The organism is Streptomyces sp. NPDC048196, from assembly GCF_040652715.1.
Classification (GTDB): Bacteria; Actinomycetota; Actinomycetes; order Streptomycetales; family Streptomycetaceae; genus Streptomyces; species Streptomyces siderophoricus.
The window spans coordinates 1-14795 of sequence record NZ_JBEZMM010000033.1; the positions used below are offsets into that span (position 1 = coordinate 1).

Here is a 14795-nt window from a genome sequence, read left to right on the forward strand (position 1 = left end):
CGCCGCAGAGCGCGCAACGGCGAGACGACCCGCGGCGCAGCAGACAGGTACGTGCGGGGCGCCGCAAGCGCACAACGGCAAGCCCCGCGGCGGGACGGCCAGGTACGTGGGAATCAAGCAGCCCGCAGTGCCCTCGCCAGGCCGGAGAAGAAGCGGCTGTGGGCGAGGCGGCTGCACGGCGCTTCCGGGTTCCAGGGCAGGAGGCGTACGTGCGCCTCCAGTGCGCGCCAGTGGGCGTCGGCGCGCAGGGTCTCGGGGCGCGCCGCGTTGGAACGGGCGTCGATGAGGATGATGTCGGGGGCCAGTCCGGCCGCCTCCGCCCAGCCGACCGTGGACCAGTTGATGCCCGCGCCGGCGGGCGGTTCCACCAGGTTCACGCCGTGCTCGGCGAGTGCGCGCAGGTCCGGCCAGGAACTGGGGCGGGCCAGATGGACCCGTTCGGGGCCGGCGGGTGACAGGGCCAGGACCCGGGGGCGGACCGGGCCGCCGGCCGCCTGCCGCAGGGCGTCCTCCGCGGCGTCCAACTCCCGTGCCATGCCCAGTGGTTCGCCCAGACCGAGGGAGCCGGCCAGTGCCGCGAAGCGTTCGCGGACCTCGGCCAGGCTGCGGCCCGGGCCCACCGCGACGGTGGCGACCGGTACGTGTGCCTCCAGTTCCAGCGCGGTCTTCTGCTCCAGGCCGTAGAGCTGCTCGCCGTCGTACGTCACCGCCACCACGAGGTCCGGCTCGGCCTCCAGCAGCGCGTCGGGGTGCAGCGCGGCGCCCGCGCCCAGATAGGGGATCTCCGCCAGCGGCAGCTCACCGCCCTTGGCGGGGTCGGGGACGGCGCCGTCGTGCTGCGACCCGAACAGGCCCACCGGGCGTATGCCGTGGTCCCACAGGGTCGCCCCGGCCTGTATGTACGTCACCAGCCGTGCCGGCCGTTGTCCGGCCACCACCAGGCGCCCCCGGTCGTCGGAGAACTCCCACGGTGTGCGCTGCTCCATGACCTGCCGCCTTTTCAGTGTCGTCCGCCATGAGGTGCGCCGCTCGCGAGGATTGCCCGCCGGCGTCGGCGGATACCTGCCCATCGCGCCACTTCCGCACCCCTCCGCGCCCGCTGCGGCCCGTCGTGAACCGACCGGCTGATCGCCGGCGCAACACGAACCCGGCACGCTGATCGAGCGTCACGGTATTGCCACGGATGGTGACATGCTTCTACGGTGTCTCCTTCTCGAGCGGAATCTACGGGTGTAGACCGGGCATGACATGGCGTCAGGCAGGCACGGGTGGACAGGCAGGGAGCTGACATGGTGAGCCGTACGGTCGTCCGGGGCGGACTGGTGATCACCGCCGCCGATGAGATCCACGCCGATGTCCTGGTGGAGGACGGGCGGATCGCCGCCCTAGCAGCCCATGGCAGTCCGACCGCCGACAGCTGGGCGGCCGCCGCCGACCGCACCCTGGACGCCACCGGCAAGTACGTCATCCCGGGCGGTGTCGATGCCCACACCCACCTTGACTTCCCGTTCGGCGGGACGGCTTCCTCCGACACCTTCGAGACCGGTACCCGCGCGGCGGCCTGGGGCGGCACCACCACCATCGTCGACTTCGCCGTCCAGTCCCGCGGCGCCTCGCTGCGCGCCGGTCTGGACACCTGGCACGCCAAGTCCGACGCCCAGTGCGCGATCGACTACGCGTTCCACATGATCCTCTCCGACGTCAACGAGCACACCCTCAAGGAGATGGACCTCCTGGTGGCCGAGGGCGTCACCTCGTTCAAGCTCTTCACCGCCTACCCGGGCGTCTTCTACAGCGACGACGGGCAGATCCTGCGCGCCATGCAGCGCTGCGCCGACAACGGTGGGCTGGTGATGATGCACGCCGAGAACGGCATCGCCATCGACGTGCTGGCCGAACAGGCGCTGGCCGCCGGCCGCACCGACCCGCGCTACCACGGCGAGGTCCGGCACGTCCTGCTGGAGGCCGAGGCCACCCACCGCACCATCCAGCTCGCCCGGGTCGCCGGCGCCCCGCTCTACGTCGTCCACGTCTCCGCCGAGGAGGCCGTCGCCGAGATCACCCAGGCCCGCGACAAGGGGCTGAACGTCTTCGGCGAGACCTGCCCGCAGTACCTGTTCCTGTCCACCGACAACCTCGCCGAGCCGGATTTCGAGGGCGCCAAGTACGTCTGTTCCACGCCGCTGCGGCCGCGCGAGCACCAGGCGGCGCTCTGGCGGGGCTTGCGCACCAACGACCTCCAAGTGGTCTCCACCGACCACTGCCCGTTCTGCTTCAAGGGCCAGAAGGAGCTCGGCCGCGGCGACTTCACCAAGATCCCCAACGGGATGCCGGGCATCGAGAACCGGATGGACCTCCTCCACCAGGGCGTCGTCGAGGGCCGGATCAGCCGCCGCCGCTGGATCGAGATCGCCTGCGCCACCCCGGCCCGGATGTTCGGCCTCTACCCGAAGAAGGGCACCATCGCCCCCGGTGCCGACGCCGACCTCGTCATCTACGACCCCGCGGCCGAGCAGACGGTCTCCGCCCGGACCCACCACATGAACGTCGACTACTCGGCCTACGAGGGCAAGCAGCTCACCGGCCGGGTCGAGACGGTCCTCTCGCGCGGCGAACTCGTCATCGACCGCCGGGAGTTCACCGGACACGCGGGCCACGGCCAGTACATCCCGCGTGGCACCTGCCAGTACCTCATCTAAGGAGCGCCGCCGTGGACTTCGGAGTTGTCCTGCAGGCCGACCCGCCCTCCTCCGCCGTCGTGTCCCTGATGCGGCGCGCCGAGCGCAACGGCTTCCGCTACGGCTGGACCTTCGACTCGGTCGTCCTGTGGCAGGAACCGTTCGTCCTCTACAGCCGCATCCTGGAACACACCGACCGGCTGATCGTCGGCCCGATGGTCACCAACCCGTCCACCCGTGCCCCCGAGGTCACCGCCTCCACCTTCGCCACCCTCAACGAGATGTACGGCAACCGCACCGTCTGCGGCATCGGCCGCGGCGACTCCGCGATGCGGGTGGCCGGCCGGCGGCCCAACACCCTGGCCCGGCTGGGCGAGGCGATCGGCACCATCCGCGACCTGGCCGAGGGCCGCGAGGCCGACCTCGGCGGCGGCCACCGCGTCCGCATCCCGTGGATCCGGGGCGGCCGCCTCCCGGTCTGGATGGCCGCGTACGGCCCGAAGGCCCTGGCCATGGCGGGCCGGCTGGCCGACGGCTTCATCCTCCAGCTTGCCGATCCCTTCCTCACCGAGTGGATGATCAAGGCGGTACGCCAGGCCGCGATGGACGCCGGCCGCGACCCGGCCGCCGTCACGATCTGCGTCGCCGCCCCCGCCTACGTGGGCGAGGACCTCGACCACGCCCGCGAGCAGTGCCGCTGGTTCGGCGGCATGGTCGGCAACCACGTCGCCGACCTCGTCGCCCGCTACGGCGAGCACTCCGGCATGGTCCCCGACGAGCTGACCGACTACATCAAGTCCCGCACGGGCTACGACTACGCCCACCACGGCCGCGCCGACAACCCCGACACCGCCTTCGTCCCCGACGCCATCGTCGACCGCTTCTGCCTCCTCGGCCCACCCGCCGCCCACCGCGACAAGCTCCGCGCACTCCAGGCCCTGGGCGTCGACCAGTTCGCCGTCTACGCCATGCACGACGCCAAGGAAGCCACCCTCGACGCCTACGGCACGGACATCATCCCGGCATTCACCGAGGGGTAGCGGGGGATGGGAGGCGGCAGGGCACCCGGGGCGGCCACCTTGCCGTCCCGCCCCCCGGCCCTACTCCACCCCCTCCGCCAGCCCCGCCAGCAACCTGGGCAGGGCCGTTCCGATCGGCTCGCGGACGACCTCGTCGGCGAGCGGGTCGTACGGTGTCGGTTCGGCGTTGACGATGATCAGTCGCGCGCCGTGCTCCGCCGCGACGCCGGCGAGCGAGGCCGCCGGCTGGACCTGGAGTGTGGTCCCGACGGCGATGAAGACCTCGGCGGCCTTGGCCACGCCCAGCGCCGTCCCCAGCACCTGCGGATCCAGCCGCTCGCCGAACATCACCGTCGCCGACTTCAGGATCCCGCCGCACACCAGGCAGTCCGGATCGGGCTCACCGGCCGCCACCCGCGCCAGCGCGTCCGCCATCGAGGACCGCGCATGGCACCGCGTACACGTCACCGCCCGCACCGTCCCGTGCAGTTCCAGCACCTTGCGCTCAGGCACCCCGGCGAGCTGGTGCAGGCCGTCCACGTTCTGTGTGATCACCCGCACCGGCGTCCCGGACCGCTCCAGCAGTGCCACCGCCTCGTGCGCCGCGTTCGGCTTCGCCCGGAACGCCGGGCTCTCCCGCCGCATCTGCCACGACCGCCGCCGGACCTCCGGGTCGCTCATGTACGCGTCATACGTCACGAGCTTCTCGGCCTCCGGATCCCGCCGCCACAGCCCGTTCGGCCCCCGGTAATCAGGAATCCCCGAGTCCGTGGAAATCCCCGCCCCGCTCAGGATCCCCACGAGCACCCGCCGCGTCCGGCCCCCGCCCCCTGCACCACTACTGCTCATGGGGCCGAGGGTACGCAGCGGGGGTGGCCGTCGGCGAGGGAATTGGGCCTGGGGCGGGGGTGTTCCGGGTGCCGACATGGGGAGAGAGTGGGCGGGTACGGATCGAGGGCGTCGGCGTGGGTGGGCTCTGGGCGGGAGTGGGGCGGAGCGGGGCCGCGGGGCGTGGGAGAGATGAGGAGTTGCGGCGACGTGTTCAGCACCCGGCCCACCCTTCAGGGCACCTTCGGGATGGTCTCCAGTACGCACTGGCTGGCCTCGCAGTCGGCGATGGCGGTGCTGGAGGACGGGGGCAACGCCTTCGACGCGGCGGTGGCGGCCGGGTTCGTGCTCCAGGTGGTCGAGCCGCATCTGAACGGGCCCGCGGGCGAGGTGCCGATCCTGCTGGCGCCCGCCGGCGGGCCGGTGCGCGTGCTGTGCGGGCAGGGACCGGCACCGGCCGGCGCGAGCGTGGCGCACTACACCTCGCTGGGGCTGGCGCTCGTTCCGGGCACCGGGCCGCTCGCCGCCGCCGTCCCCGGGGCCTTCGACGCCTGGATGCTGCTGCTCCGCGACCACGGCACCAAGTCGCTCGCCGAGGTCCTGCGGTACGCCATCGGCTACGCCGAGCACGGGCACCCCGCCGTCGAGCGGATCGGCCGGACCGTCGAGACCGTCCGGGAACTCTTCGAGACGGAGTGGACGTCGTCCGCCGAGATCTACCTGCCCGGCGGGACGGCGCCCGCCCCGGGCGGACTGCTGAGGAACCGCCCGCTGGCCGCCACCTGGCGGCGGCTCCTCGCGGAGGCCGAGGCCGCCTCGGCCGGGCGCGAGGCGCAGATCGAGGCGGCCCGCCGTATCTGGCGCGAGGGCTTCATCGGCGCGGCGCTCGCCGACTTCGCGGCCCGCCCGGCCATGGACACCACCGGCGAACGGCACGCCGGCACCCTCACCGGTGACGACCTGGCCGCCTTCTCCGCCACGTACGAGGCGCCGGTCACCCATGACTGGAACGGCTGGACCGTGGCCAAGGCGGGCGGCTGGTCGCAGGGGCCCGCCTTCCTGCAGCAACTCGCCCTGCTGCCCGAGGAGTTGCCCGCCTACGGCAGCCCCGAGTACGTCCATCTGCTCATCGAGGGCTGCAAGCTGGCGATGGCGGACCGGGAAGCCTGGTACGGCGACGCGGACGAGGTGCCGCTTCGCGCCCTGCTCGGCGACGATTACAACGCCGCCCGCCGGGCGCTCATCGGCGAGCACGCCTCGTACGAGCTGCGGCCCGGCAGCCCGGACGGCCGTACCCCGCGGATCGGCGAGCACGCGACGGCGGTGGCGGCCGGTGACGACCGGTACGGCGGCCCGGCGGCTCCCGGGACCGAGAGCGGCCTCTCCGTGAGCGGCACGGGCGAGCCGACCGTAGGAGGCGGGGCGCCCGCGGACGTCGCGCCCGAGGTGGACCGCACCGGCGCCACCCGGGGCGACACCTGCCATCTCGACGTCGCCGACCGCTGGGGCAACCTCGTCTCGGCCACCCCGTCCGGCGGCTGGCTGCAGTCCAACCCCGTCGTCCCCGCCCTCGGCTTCCCGCTCGGCACCCGGTTGCAGATGGCCTGGCTGGAGGAGGGCCTGCCGAACTCGCTCACCCCGGGGCGCCGCCCCCGCACCACCCTCACCCCGTCCCTGGCGCTGCGTGACGGTGTGCCGGTGCTGGCCTTCGGCACACCGGGCGGCGACCAGCAGGACCAGTGGCAGCTGCATTTCTTCCTGGCGGTGGCACTGCGCCCAAAGGTCCGCGGGGGCCTCGACCTGCAGGGCGCCATCGACGCCCCGAACTGGCACAACGACTCCTTCCCGGGGTCCTTCTTCCCGCGCGGGATGCGGCCGGGCAGCGTGACCGTGGAATCCCGGATCGGCACGGCGACCATCGAGGCGCTGCGCCGGCGTGGCCATCTGGTCACGGTGGGCGACGCATGGTCCGAGGGGCGGCTGTGCGCGGTGGCGCGGGACCCGGAGACCGGGGTGCTGTCCGCGGCGGCGAATCCGCGCGGGATGCAGGGGTACGCGGTCGGGCGTTGAGCCCGGCACCTGGCCGTACACCCGGCGGCACCCGGAGTTCATCTTGCGGCCGGCTGCTGTGTCAGTGGCTCATGGTTCGATGGACACATGATCGAAGCACTTCGTACCCAAGAACCGGGAGACACCACGAACATCACCGATGCCGCTGCCGTCACGAACGTCACCGATGTCACCGATACCGAGGTGACCGAGCCCGAGGTCACCGGTGTCGCCGATGCGGCAGGCGCCCCCATGGCCCTCTCGCCGGACCTGTCCGGGCTGGACCTGGCGGCCGTCGACGCCGCCATCCGCCGTGCCGCGGCCGACGAGATCATGCCCCGCTTCCGGCAGCTCGCCGTCGAGGACATCGTCGAGAAGAACGGCCCGCACGACCTCGTCACCATCGCCGACCGGCGCGCCGAGGAGCACCTGGCCGTCGCCCTGACCGCCCTGCTGCCCGGCTCCCTGGTGGTCGGCGAGGAAGCGGTGCACGCCGACCCCGTCGTGCTCGACGCGCTGCACGGCGACGCACCCGTCTGGATCGTCGACCCGGTCGACGGCACCCGCCAGTTCGTCCACGGTGACCCCGGCTTCGCCACCCTCGTCGCGCTCGCCCACCGCGGAGAGGTGCTCGCCTCCTGGACGTACGCCCCCGCGCTCGGCCTGATGGCCGTCGCCCGCCGCGGCGCCGGCGCCGAGCTGAACGGCGTGCCGCTGCGCACCGGCAGCCCCGCCCCCGACGCGATCCTGGACGTGGCGACGTCCCACCACGACTTCACCGACAACGACCAGAAGCGGGTGCTGGCCGCCCTCGACACCGGCGGGATCGCCCCCCGGCCCTGCGGTTCGGCCGGCCTGGAGTATCTGCACATAGCCCGCGGTGACCTCGACGCCACGGCCTTCAGCTGGGAGAACCCCTGGGACCACGCCGCCGGCCTGCTGCTGGTCCACGAGGCGGGCGGCGCCAGCGGTACGGTCACCGGCCGGCCGTTCCGGATAACCGGCGGCAATGCGCTGCCCTTCACCGCCGCCCGGGACGCCGAAACCGCGCGGCGTATCCTCGGACTGCTGGCAGCCGCCAACTGATCCTCACCGACGAGGGTCGGACGTGAGGGGAGTGGCGCAGGTGCCGAGGATGCTCGATGCCGTCGTGATCGGGGCAGGACCCAACGGCCTGACGGCGGCCGTCGAACTGGCCCGGCGGGGAATGTCCGTCGAGGTCTTCGAGGCCCGCGACACCATCGGCGGCGGCGCCCGTACGGAGGAGCTGACGCTCCCCGGTTTCCGCCACGACCCCTGCTCGGCGGTGCACCCGACCGGCGCCGGCTCGCCGGCCTTCATGAAGATGCCGCTGGACCGCTACGGCCTGGAATGGGTGCACCCCGAGCTGCCGATGGCGCACCCGTTCCCGGACGGTACGGCCGCGGTGCTCGCGCACTCCGTCGGCGAGACCGCGATGTCGTTCGGCCCGCGTGACGCCGGCGCGTACCGCCGGCTGGTGGCGCCGTTCATCGGCAGGTGGGACGCCATGGCGCAGGACTTCCTGCGGACGCAGTGGCTCGGGGTCCCCTCCGACCCGCTGACCTACGCCCGCTTCGGCCTGGTCGCCGCGCAGCCGGTCACCCTCCTCAACCGCCGCTTCCAGGGCGAGAAGGCCCGCGCCCTGATGGCCGGCCTCGCGGCGCACGCCATCTCGCCGCTCGGCGGGCTCGGGACGTCCGGCATCGCCCTGATGTTCGCGCTCGCCGCGCACGCCAACGGCTGGCCGGTGGCGCGCGGCGGCTCGCAGGCCATCTCCGATGCGCTGGCCGGGCTGCTGCGGGCGCACGGCGGGGCGGTGCACACCGACTTCGAGGTCAAGCGGCTGGACGACCTGCCGCCGGCCCGTGCGTACGTCTTCGACACCTCGCCGACCGCGCTGGCCCGGATCGCCGGCCTGGGCAACGCCTACCGCGACGTCACCTACGGCCCCGCCGTCTTCAAGGTCGATTACGCCATGGCGGAGCCGGTGCCGTGGACGGCCCCGGCCGCCCGCCGGGCCGGCACCGTCCACATCGGCCCCACCAGCAGCGAGATCGGCGCCGCGCTCAGCGCCGCCGTGCACGGCCAGGACCCCTCCGTCCCGTTCCTGATCACCGCGCAGCCCAGCCTGATCGACGACACCCGCGCCCCCGAGGGCAAGCACGTCTTCTGGGCGTACGGCCACGTCCCCAACGGCTGGGAGGGCGACGCCACGGAGCTCGTCGAGCGGCAGATCGAACGTTTCGCCCCCGGCTTCCGCGACCTCGTGCTCGCCCGCGCGGTCGCCGGCCCCCCGGAGATCGCCGCCCGCAACGCCAATTACGTCGGCGGCGACACGGCCACCGGCTCCGCGGCCGGCCTGCGCCTGCTCATCCGCCCCAAGCTCACCCGCGTCCCCTACGAGACCGCCCACCCCGCGGTCTTCCTCTGCTCCCAGGCAACCCCGCCCGGCCCGGGCGTCCACGGCATGTCGGGCCACTACGCCGCCAAGGCGGTCTGGCGTCGCCTGCGCGCGAACCGTCGCTGACCCGAGCGGCCCCGCGTCCTACGCTCGTCCCATGAGTTCCGACCGCGCCGCAGCCCGCGCTCCCCGCGTCACCCTCGTCCAGGGCGACCTCACCGAACAGGCCGTCGACGCCGTGGTGAACGCCGCCAACTCCTCACTGCTGGGCGGCGGGGGAGTGGACGGCGCCATCCACCGGCGCGGCGGCCCGGACATCCTGGCCGAGTGCCGCGCCCTGCGCGCCTCCCACTACGGCCGCGGCCTGCCCACCGGCCGGGCCGTCGCCACCACCGCCGGCCGACTGCCCGCCCGCTGGGTCATCCACACCGTCGGCCCGGTCCACTCCACGTCCGAGGACCGCAGCGACCTGCTGGCCTCCTGCCACCGCGAAGCGCTCCGGGTGGCCGACGAACTCGGCGCCCGCACGGTCGCCTTCCCGGCCATTTCCACCGGCGTCTACGGCTGGCCGATGGAGGACGCCGCGCGGATCGCGGTGGAGGCGGTGCGGGCAGCGGAAACGGCCGTCGAAGAGGTCCGGTTCGTCCTCTTCGACGAACGGGCGTATGCGGCGTTCGCGGCGCAGATGCGCTGACCGGGGGGAGAGGGCCGGAACGGCGGCCTCCGACGGGTGCCTTGCACGGCAGCAAGAGTGCCTCACATGCACCGCATTGCCGGTATTTTCCGTGTTGCACGTTTGTGACCTTCTGGGGTGGCGTCGTCCCGCGTCGCGGTCGTAGCGTGGCGGGGAAAGAGCACGACCGCCCCGCGGGAACGCCGGCCCCCGACCGAGTGCCGGGCCCCGCGTCGCAGCCGGTGCGTACGCATACGAAGCGGTTGAGGAGCGGGTATGCGAGCTCAGCGCGCGAAAACAGCATCTCTGGTCTGTGCCGGGGCGGCACTCGCGGTGGCCGGCGTATCGGCGCCGGTCTCCGCCTCGTCGGCACCACGAACGCGGCCCGGTGCGGCGGTCGTCGACTGCGCCGAGAATCCACAGGTCCGCCCGGGCACCTTCATGCTCGCGTGCGGCGACGGCAACAACGTCCTTACGTCGCTTCGCTGGTCGCGCTGGCAGCCGCAGTCGGCGGTGGCCGAGGGCCGGGACATGGTCAACGACTGCCGGCCCTACTGCGCGGCGGGCCACTTCCACAGCTACCGCGTCCGGGTGCGCCTCGACGCACCGCAGCACCGCCCCGGCCACCCCGGCCAGTGGCACTACACCCGGATCACCCTGACCTACCCCGCCGACCGGCCGGCGGACACACCACGCGTTGTCACCGCCCGTCTCTGGAACTGACGACACGTCATATTCTGCTGTGTGGCGGGCTTTGCTGCCGCTGTCTGACGGGCTCTCCTGCCGCATCCGGCGCAGCCGGTCCTCCTCCTTGGCCTCAACTGGCCGATAGCAAGCGCTACTTGTCGGTAGGTAGAGGGCATGTCAATCCCGTGCTCCGTGCGTAATCGAGGCCCGTGCGGCCAAGACATGCCGCCGTGTCACAGCATTCTCTTGTCGCCCGGCTGCTCCGGCGGGCGGCCATGGCCGCGGCCGTCACGGCCGCCACCCGCACCAGCAAGGCGGTCGATCACGAACTGGGGCTCGCATACCGTCCTTGCCCGTGCGGAGGTGGCCACCGCGGCGTGATCCGTCGCACTGGGACGGGGTATGAGGCCAACTCCCCTCGCCGTGAACGCAATTGGGTAGGCCACCCATGCAGGGTGCCGCTAAGCCGAGGCCGTTCCGCAGGGTCCGATAGCGTGACGCCATGCGCCCTTTGAGCGACAGTTATCCGCCCATCGAGCCGTACGACGCCGGGATGCTCGACGTCGGTGACGGCAACCGCGTGTACTGGGAGGTGTGCGGCAACCCACGGGGGAAGCCCGCACTGGTCGTCCACGGCGGGCCGGGTTCGGGGTGTACGGCCCGGGCGCGCCGGTACTTCGACCCGGACCGCTATCGGGTGGTGCTCTTCGACCAGCGCGGATGCGGGCGTTCCACCCCACACGCCGGCGACCCCGCGACGGACCTGCGGCACAACACCACCCCGCATCTGCTCGCCGACATGGAACGGCTCCGCCGGCACCTGGGCATCGAGCGCTGGCTGATGTTCGGCGGGTCATGGGGCTCCACGCTGATCCTGGCGTACGCGCAACAGCACCCCGAGCGCGTTTCGGAGATCGTCATCCCGGGCGTCACCACGACCCGGCGCTCGGAGATCGACTGGTTGTACCGGGGGGTCGGCCGCTTCTTCCCCGAGGCGTGGGAACGCTTCCGGGACGGGGCGGCGCGGGGTGCGCAGCGCGCGGACGGGACGGATGGTGCGCATGCTGCTGGGGCTGGGGCTGGGGCTGGGGCTGGGGACGGGGACCTGGTCGCGGCGTATGCGCGGCTGATGGACGATCCCGATCCCGCCGTACGGCAGCGGGCCGCCGCGGACTGGTGTGCCTGGGAGGACGCGGTGCTCTCCATGGAGCCGCACGGCTCCGCCCACCCCTACGGGGACCGGCCGTCGACGGCGCGACTGGCGCTGGTCCGGATCTGCGCGCACTACTTCTCGCACGGTGCGTGGTTGGAGGAGGGCGTCCTGCTGCGCGGGGCCGGGCGACTCATGGGCATCCCCGGGGTGCTCATCCACGGCCGCCAGGACCTGAGCAGTCCGCTCGCCACCGCCTGGGAGCTGTCCCGTACCTGGTCCGACGCCCGGCTGATCGTGATCGACGACGCCGGGCACAAGGGGAGCGGTCGGACCCGCGCCGAGGTGATCGCGGCGCTGGACCGGTTCGCGCGGTGAGGTGCGGTCGCTTCGTGAGGTGAGCTGCGATCGCCGCGCGAGGTGAGGTGCGATCACCCCGGGCGGTAAGCAGGAGGAGCCGGACGAGCCGGAGGAGCAGGATGAGCCGGAGGAGCCGCCGGCACGAGTCCCGCGTACCGGCGCCCCGTCCGCCGAGACGAAGCGATGCGATCTGCGCCGGACCTGGTAGCCCGACGTTGATGTCGGATTTCCGCCAGCCCCGGCCGCCCTCGGTGCGGAATCCTGGAGGCATGCACACCGACACCGAGCGCTGTGTGCGCGCCGTGCAGTCCAAGGACGCCCGCTTCGACGGGTGGTTCTACACGGCCGTGCTCACGACCCGCATCTACTGCCGGCCCAGCTGTCCCGTGGTGCCGCCCAAGCCCCGGAACATGCGCTTCTACCCGAGCGCGGCCGCGGCGCAGCAGGCCGGTTTCCGGGCCTGCAAACGGTGCCGGCCGGACGCCAGCCCGGGGTCGCCGCAGTGGGACGAGCGGGCCGACCTCGTCGCCCGCGCCATGCGGCTGATCGCCGACGGCATCGTCGACCGCGAGGGCGTCCCCGGCCTCGCGTCCCGGCTCGGGTACAGCACCCGGCAGATCGAACGCCAGCTGCTCGCCGAACTCGGGGCCGGGCCCCTCGCCCTGGCCCGGGCCCAGCGGGCGCAGACCGCCCGGCTGCTGGTGGAGACGACGCAGCTGCCGATGGCCGAGGTCGCCTTCGCCGCGGGGTTCGCCAGCATCCGCAGCTTCAACGAGACGGTCCGGGAGGTCTTCGCGCTCGCACCGACCGAACTGCGGCAGCGCGCCCGGCCGGACCGCCGGACAGTCGTCCCGGGCACGCTCGCGCTGCGGCTGCCGTTCCGCCGGCCGCTCAACCCCGACAACCTCTTCGGGCACCTCGCCGCCACCGCCGTACCGGGAGTCGAGGAGTGGCGCGACGGCGCCTACCGCCGCACCCTGCGCCTCCCCTACGGGCACGGCATCGTCGCCCTCGCCCCCCGCCCCGACCACATCGACTGCCGGCTCGCCCTCACCGACCTGCGCGACCTGGCCGGCGCCATCGCCCGCTGCCGCCGGCTGCTCGACCTCGACGCGGACCCGGAGGCCGTCGACGGGCTGCTGCGCGAGGACCCGGGGCTGGCCCCGTTGGTCGACAAGGCGCCCGGCCGCCGGGTCCCGCGGACCGTCGACGCCGATGAGTTCGCCGTCCGCGCGGTCCTCGGCCAGCAGGTCTCGACCGCGGCCGCCCGTACGCACGCCGGACGGCTGGTCCGCGCGCACGGCACCCCGGTCGAGGACCCGGGCGGCGGGCTGACCCACCTCTTCCCGCCCGCCACCGCGCTCGCCGGACTGGACCCGGAGGCGCTGGCCATGCCGCGGACCCGACGGGCCACCCTCCTCGGCGTCATCGGCGCGCTCGCCTCCGGGGAGCTGCAACTCGGGGTCGGCAGCGACCGCGAGGAGGCCCGTACCCGGCTCGCCGCGCTGCCCGGCGTCGGCCCCTGGACCGTCGAGTGCATCGCCATGCGCGCGCTCGGCGATCCGGACGCCTTCACCCCCACCGACCTCGGCCTGCGCCGCGCGGCCGCCGGTCTGGGCCTGCCGCACACCCCGGCCGCCCTCATCCGGCACTCCGCGATCTGGCGGCCCTGGCGCGCCTACGCCGTCCAGTACCTCTGGGCCACCGACGACCACCCCATCAACCACCTCCCCACGAACTGAGCCCGCTGCCATGACTGCCATGACCGTGCACGCCCCCGCGCCCGACGCGCCCCTCACCCACACCGTCCTCGACGACACCCCGGTGGGCCCGCTCACCCTCGTCGCCGCCGGCGACGCCCTCACCGGCCTCTACATGACCGACCAGCGCCACCGCCCGCCCCAGGAGACCTTCGGCGTGCCGGCGGACCCCGACGACCCGCCGTTCTCCGCGGCCGCCATCCAGCTCCGCGCGTACTTCCGCGGTGAGTTGACCACCTTCGACCTGCCGCTGTCGCTGCGCGGCACGCCCTTCCAGCGGCGCGTCTGGGCGGCGCTGTGCACGATCCCCTACGGGGAAACCCGGACGTACGGGCAACTCGCCGCACTGCTCGGCACGCCCGGCGCGGCCCGCGCGGTCGGCCTGGCCAACGGCCGCAACCCGGTCGGCATCATCGTCCCCTGCCACCGCGTGGTCGGCGCCGACGGCAGCCTGACCGGCTACGGCGGCGGCCTCGACCGCAAACGACGACTGCTGACCTTCGAACGGGCCAAGGAGGGCCTCTTCCCGGCAGCGGAGGGCCTCTTCCCGGAGGAGGGACTCTTCCCGGCGCAGGAGCGCGGCTGACGGGGCGGCGGCGGGCTGGGGAGGGGGAGGGCGGGGCTCGGGGCCCTAGGGGCGGTCGAACAGATCCCGTAGGGGACGCGGACGCCCCTTGCGGGCCACAACGCGGTGGGGGTGCGGCGAATTCCCGTGGCGGGGCAGCGAGTTGAGCGCGAGGACGCTGCCGCATCCGTGGGTCTCCGGTGCCCTGGTGCCGCAGAGGTGTGTCGGCGGTGTTCCGGTGCAGCACTGGTGTGTCCACGGCGCCCCGGTGCTGCACCGGGGTTGGCGGTGTTCCGGTACCGCACCGGGGGGACGGGGCGTGCGGAGAATTCCCATGGCGCAGGCGCGAGTTGAGGGCGAGGACGCTGCCCCAGCCGTGGGTCTCCGGTGGTCTGGTGCCGCACCGGTGGGTCGGTGGTGTTCCGATGCCGCACCGGTGGGGTGAAGAGGGCTGCGGCGAATGCCCGTGGCACGGGCGCGAGTTGAGGGCGAGGACCCTGCCGCACCCCCCGCCTCTCCCGCCCCCGGCGCCGCACCGGTGTGTGCACGGTGGCCCGGTGCCACACCAATGGTTCGACGGTGTTCCGGTGCCGCCCTGGTGTGG

At 73.4% G+C, this 14795-nt stretch carries 12 protein-coding genes; 10 read left to right on the forward strand and 2 right to left on the reverse strand.

The features are described from left to right. Positions 1–113: 113 nt before the first annotated feature. Complete coding sequence (locus tag AB0E02_RS26920; RefSeq protein ID WP_362143350.1) at positions 114–986, reverse strand: ABC transporter substrate-binding protein; 873 nt, start codon at positions 984–986, stop codon at positions 114–116. A gap of 303 nt (positions 987–1289) precedes the next feature. Between AB0E02_RS26920 and hydA the strand changes: the two genes are divergently transcribed. After that, a complete protein-coding gene (gene hydA / locus AB0E02_RS26925; protein ID WP_201805038.1) occupies positions 1290–2699 on the forward strand; it encodes a dihydropyrimidinase in 1410 nt (469 codons plus the stop codon). 11 nt (positions 2700–2710) lie between these two features. Next, the gene (locus tag AB0E02_RS26930; RefSeq protein WP_362143353.1) at positions 2711–3718 is read left to right on the forward strand and encodes a TIGR03842 family LLM class F420-dependent oxidoreductase; all 1008 of its coding nucleotides are present in this window, start codon (positions 2711–2713) and stop codon (positions 3716–3718) included. 60 nt (positions 3719–3778) lie between these two features. Here the strand turns inward: AB0E02_RS26930 and AB0E02_RS26935 are convergent, their stop codons facing one another. After that, positions 3779–4546 (reverse strand): Sir2 family NAD-dependent protein deacetylase, encoded by a 768-nt coding sequence (locus AB0E02_RS26935; RefSeq protein WP_362143354.1) that lies wholly within the window; start codon positions 4544–4546, stop codon positions 3779–3781. 189 nt (positions 4547–4735) lie between these two features. Here AB0E02_RS26935 and AB0E02_RS26940 point away from each other — a divergent pair, with 189 nt between their 5' ends. The 8 genes from AB0E02_RS26940 (at position 4736) to AB0E02_RS26975 (ending at position 14212) form a co-directional block, all read left to right on the forward strand. Then, positions 4736–6595, forward strand: a complete 1860-nt coding sequence (locus AB0E02_RS26940; protein WP_362143355.1) for a gamma-glutamyltransferase — start codon at positions 4736–4738, stop codon at positions 6593–6595. A gap of 231 nt (positions 6596–6826) precedes the next feature. Next, positions 6827–7660 carry an inositol monophosphatase family protein gene (locus AB0E02_RS26945; protein ID WP_362143525.1) on the forward strand — a complete coding sequence of 278 codons (834 nt, stop codon included), beginning with the start codon at positions 6827–6829 and terminating at the stop codon, positions 7658–7660. Positions 7661–7700: 40 nt separating this feature from the next. Then, positions 7701–9122 (forward strand): NAD(P)/FAD-dependent oxidoreductase, encoded by a 1422-nt coding sequence (locus tag AB0E02_RS26950; protein WP_362143357.1) that lies wholly within the window; start codon positions 7701–7703, stop codon positions 9120–9122. A 31-nt stretch (positions 9123–9153) separates the two neighbouring features. Next, positions 9154–9690, forward strand: a complete 537-nt coding sequence (locus tag AB0E02_RS26955) for an O-acetyl-ADP-ribose deacetylase (protein ID WP_362143358.1) — start codon at positions 9154–9156, stop codon at positions 9688–9690. Positions 9691–9945: 255 nt separating this feature from the next. After that, positions 9946–10392 (forward strand): hypothetical protein, encoded by a 447-nt coding sequence (locus AB0E02_RS26960; RefSeq protein WP_362143360.1) that lies wholly within the window; start codon positions 9946–9948, stop codon positions 10390–10392. 466 nt (positions 10393–10858) lie between these two features. Beyond that, the gene (locus AB0E02_RS26965) at positions 10859–11884 is read left to right on the forward strand and encodes an alpha/beta fold hydrolase (protein WP_362143361.1); all 1026 of its coding nucleotides are present in this window, start codon (positions 10859–10861) and stop codon (positions 11882–11884) included. Positions 11885–12135: 251 nt separating this feature from the next. Then, on the forward strand, positions 12136–13608 hold the full coding sequence (locus tag AB0E02_RS26970; protein ID WP_362143363.1) for an AlkA N-terminal domain-containing protein: 1473 nt from the start codon (positions 12136–12138) through the stop codon (positions 13606–13608). 19 nt (positions 13609–13627) lie between these two features. Beyond that, entirely contained in the window at positions 13628–14212 is a 585-nt protein-coding gene (locus tag AB0E02_RS26975) for a methylated-DNA--[protein]-cysteine S-methyltransferase (RefSeq protein WP_362143365.1), read from the forward strand. Positions 14213–14795: the final 583 nt, after the last annotated feature.

What these genes read in the sequence shown, in the direction of transcription:
- AB0E02_RS26960 (WP_362143360.1), top strand. Translation starts at nt 9,946, where the DNA reads ATGCGAGCTCAGCGCGCGAAAACAGCATCTCTGGTCTGTGCCGGGGCG.
- AB0E02_RS26935 (WP_362143354.1), bottom strand. Translation starts at nt 4,546, where the DNA reads ATGAGCAGTAGTGGTGCAGGGGGCGGGGGCCGGACGCGGCGGGTGCTC.
- AB0E02_RS26975 (WP_362143365.1), top strand. Translation starts at nt 13,628, where the DNA reads ATGACCGTGCACGCCCCCGCGCCCGACGCGCCCCTCACCCACACCGTC.
- hydA (WP_201805038.1), top strand. Translation starts at nt 1,290, where the DNA reads ATGGTGAGCCGTACGGTCGTCCGGGGCGGACTGGTGATCACCGCCGCC.
- AB0E02_RS26970 (WP_362143363.1), top strand. Translation starts at nt 12,136, where the DNA reads ATGCACACCGACACCGAGCGCTGTGTGCGCGCCGTGCAGTCCAAGGAC.
- AB0E02_RS26945 (WP_362143525.1), top strand. Translation starts at nt 6,827, where the DNA reads ATGGCCCTCTCGCCGGACCTGTCCGGGCTGGACCTGGCGGCCGTCGAC.
- AB0E02_RS26965 (WP_362143361.1), top strand. Translation starts at nt 10,859, where the DNA reads ATGCGCCCTTTGAGCGACAGTTATCCGCCCATCGAGCCGTACGACGCC.
- AB0E02_RS26920 (WP_362143350.1), bottom strand. Translation starts at nt 986, where the DNA reads ATGGAGCAGCGCACACCGTGGGAGTTCTCCGACGACCGGGGGCGCCTG.
- AB0E02_RS26955 (WP_362143358.1), top strand. Translation starts at nt 9,154, where the DNA reads ATGAGTTCCGACCGCGCCGCAGCCCGCGCTCCCCGCGTCACCCTCGTC.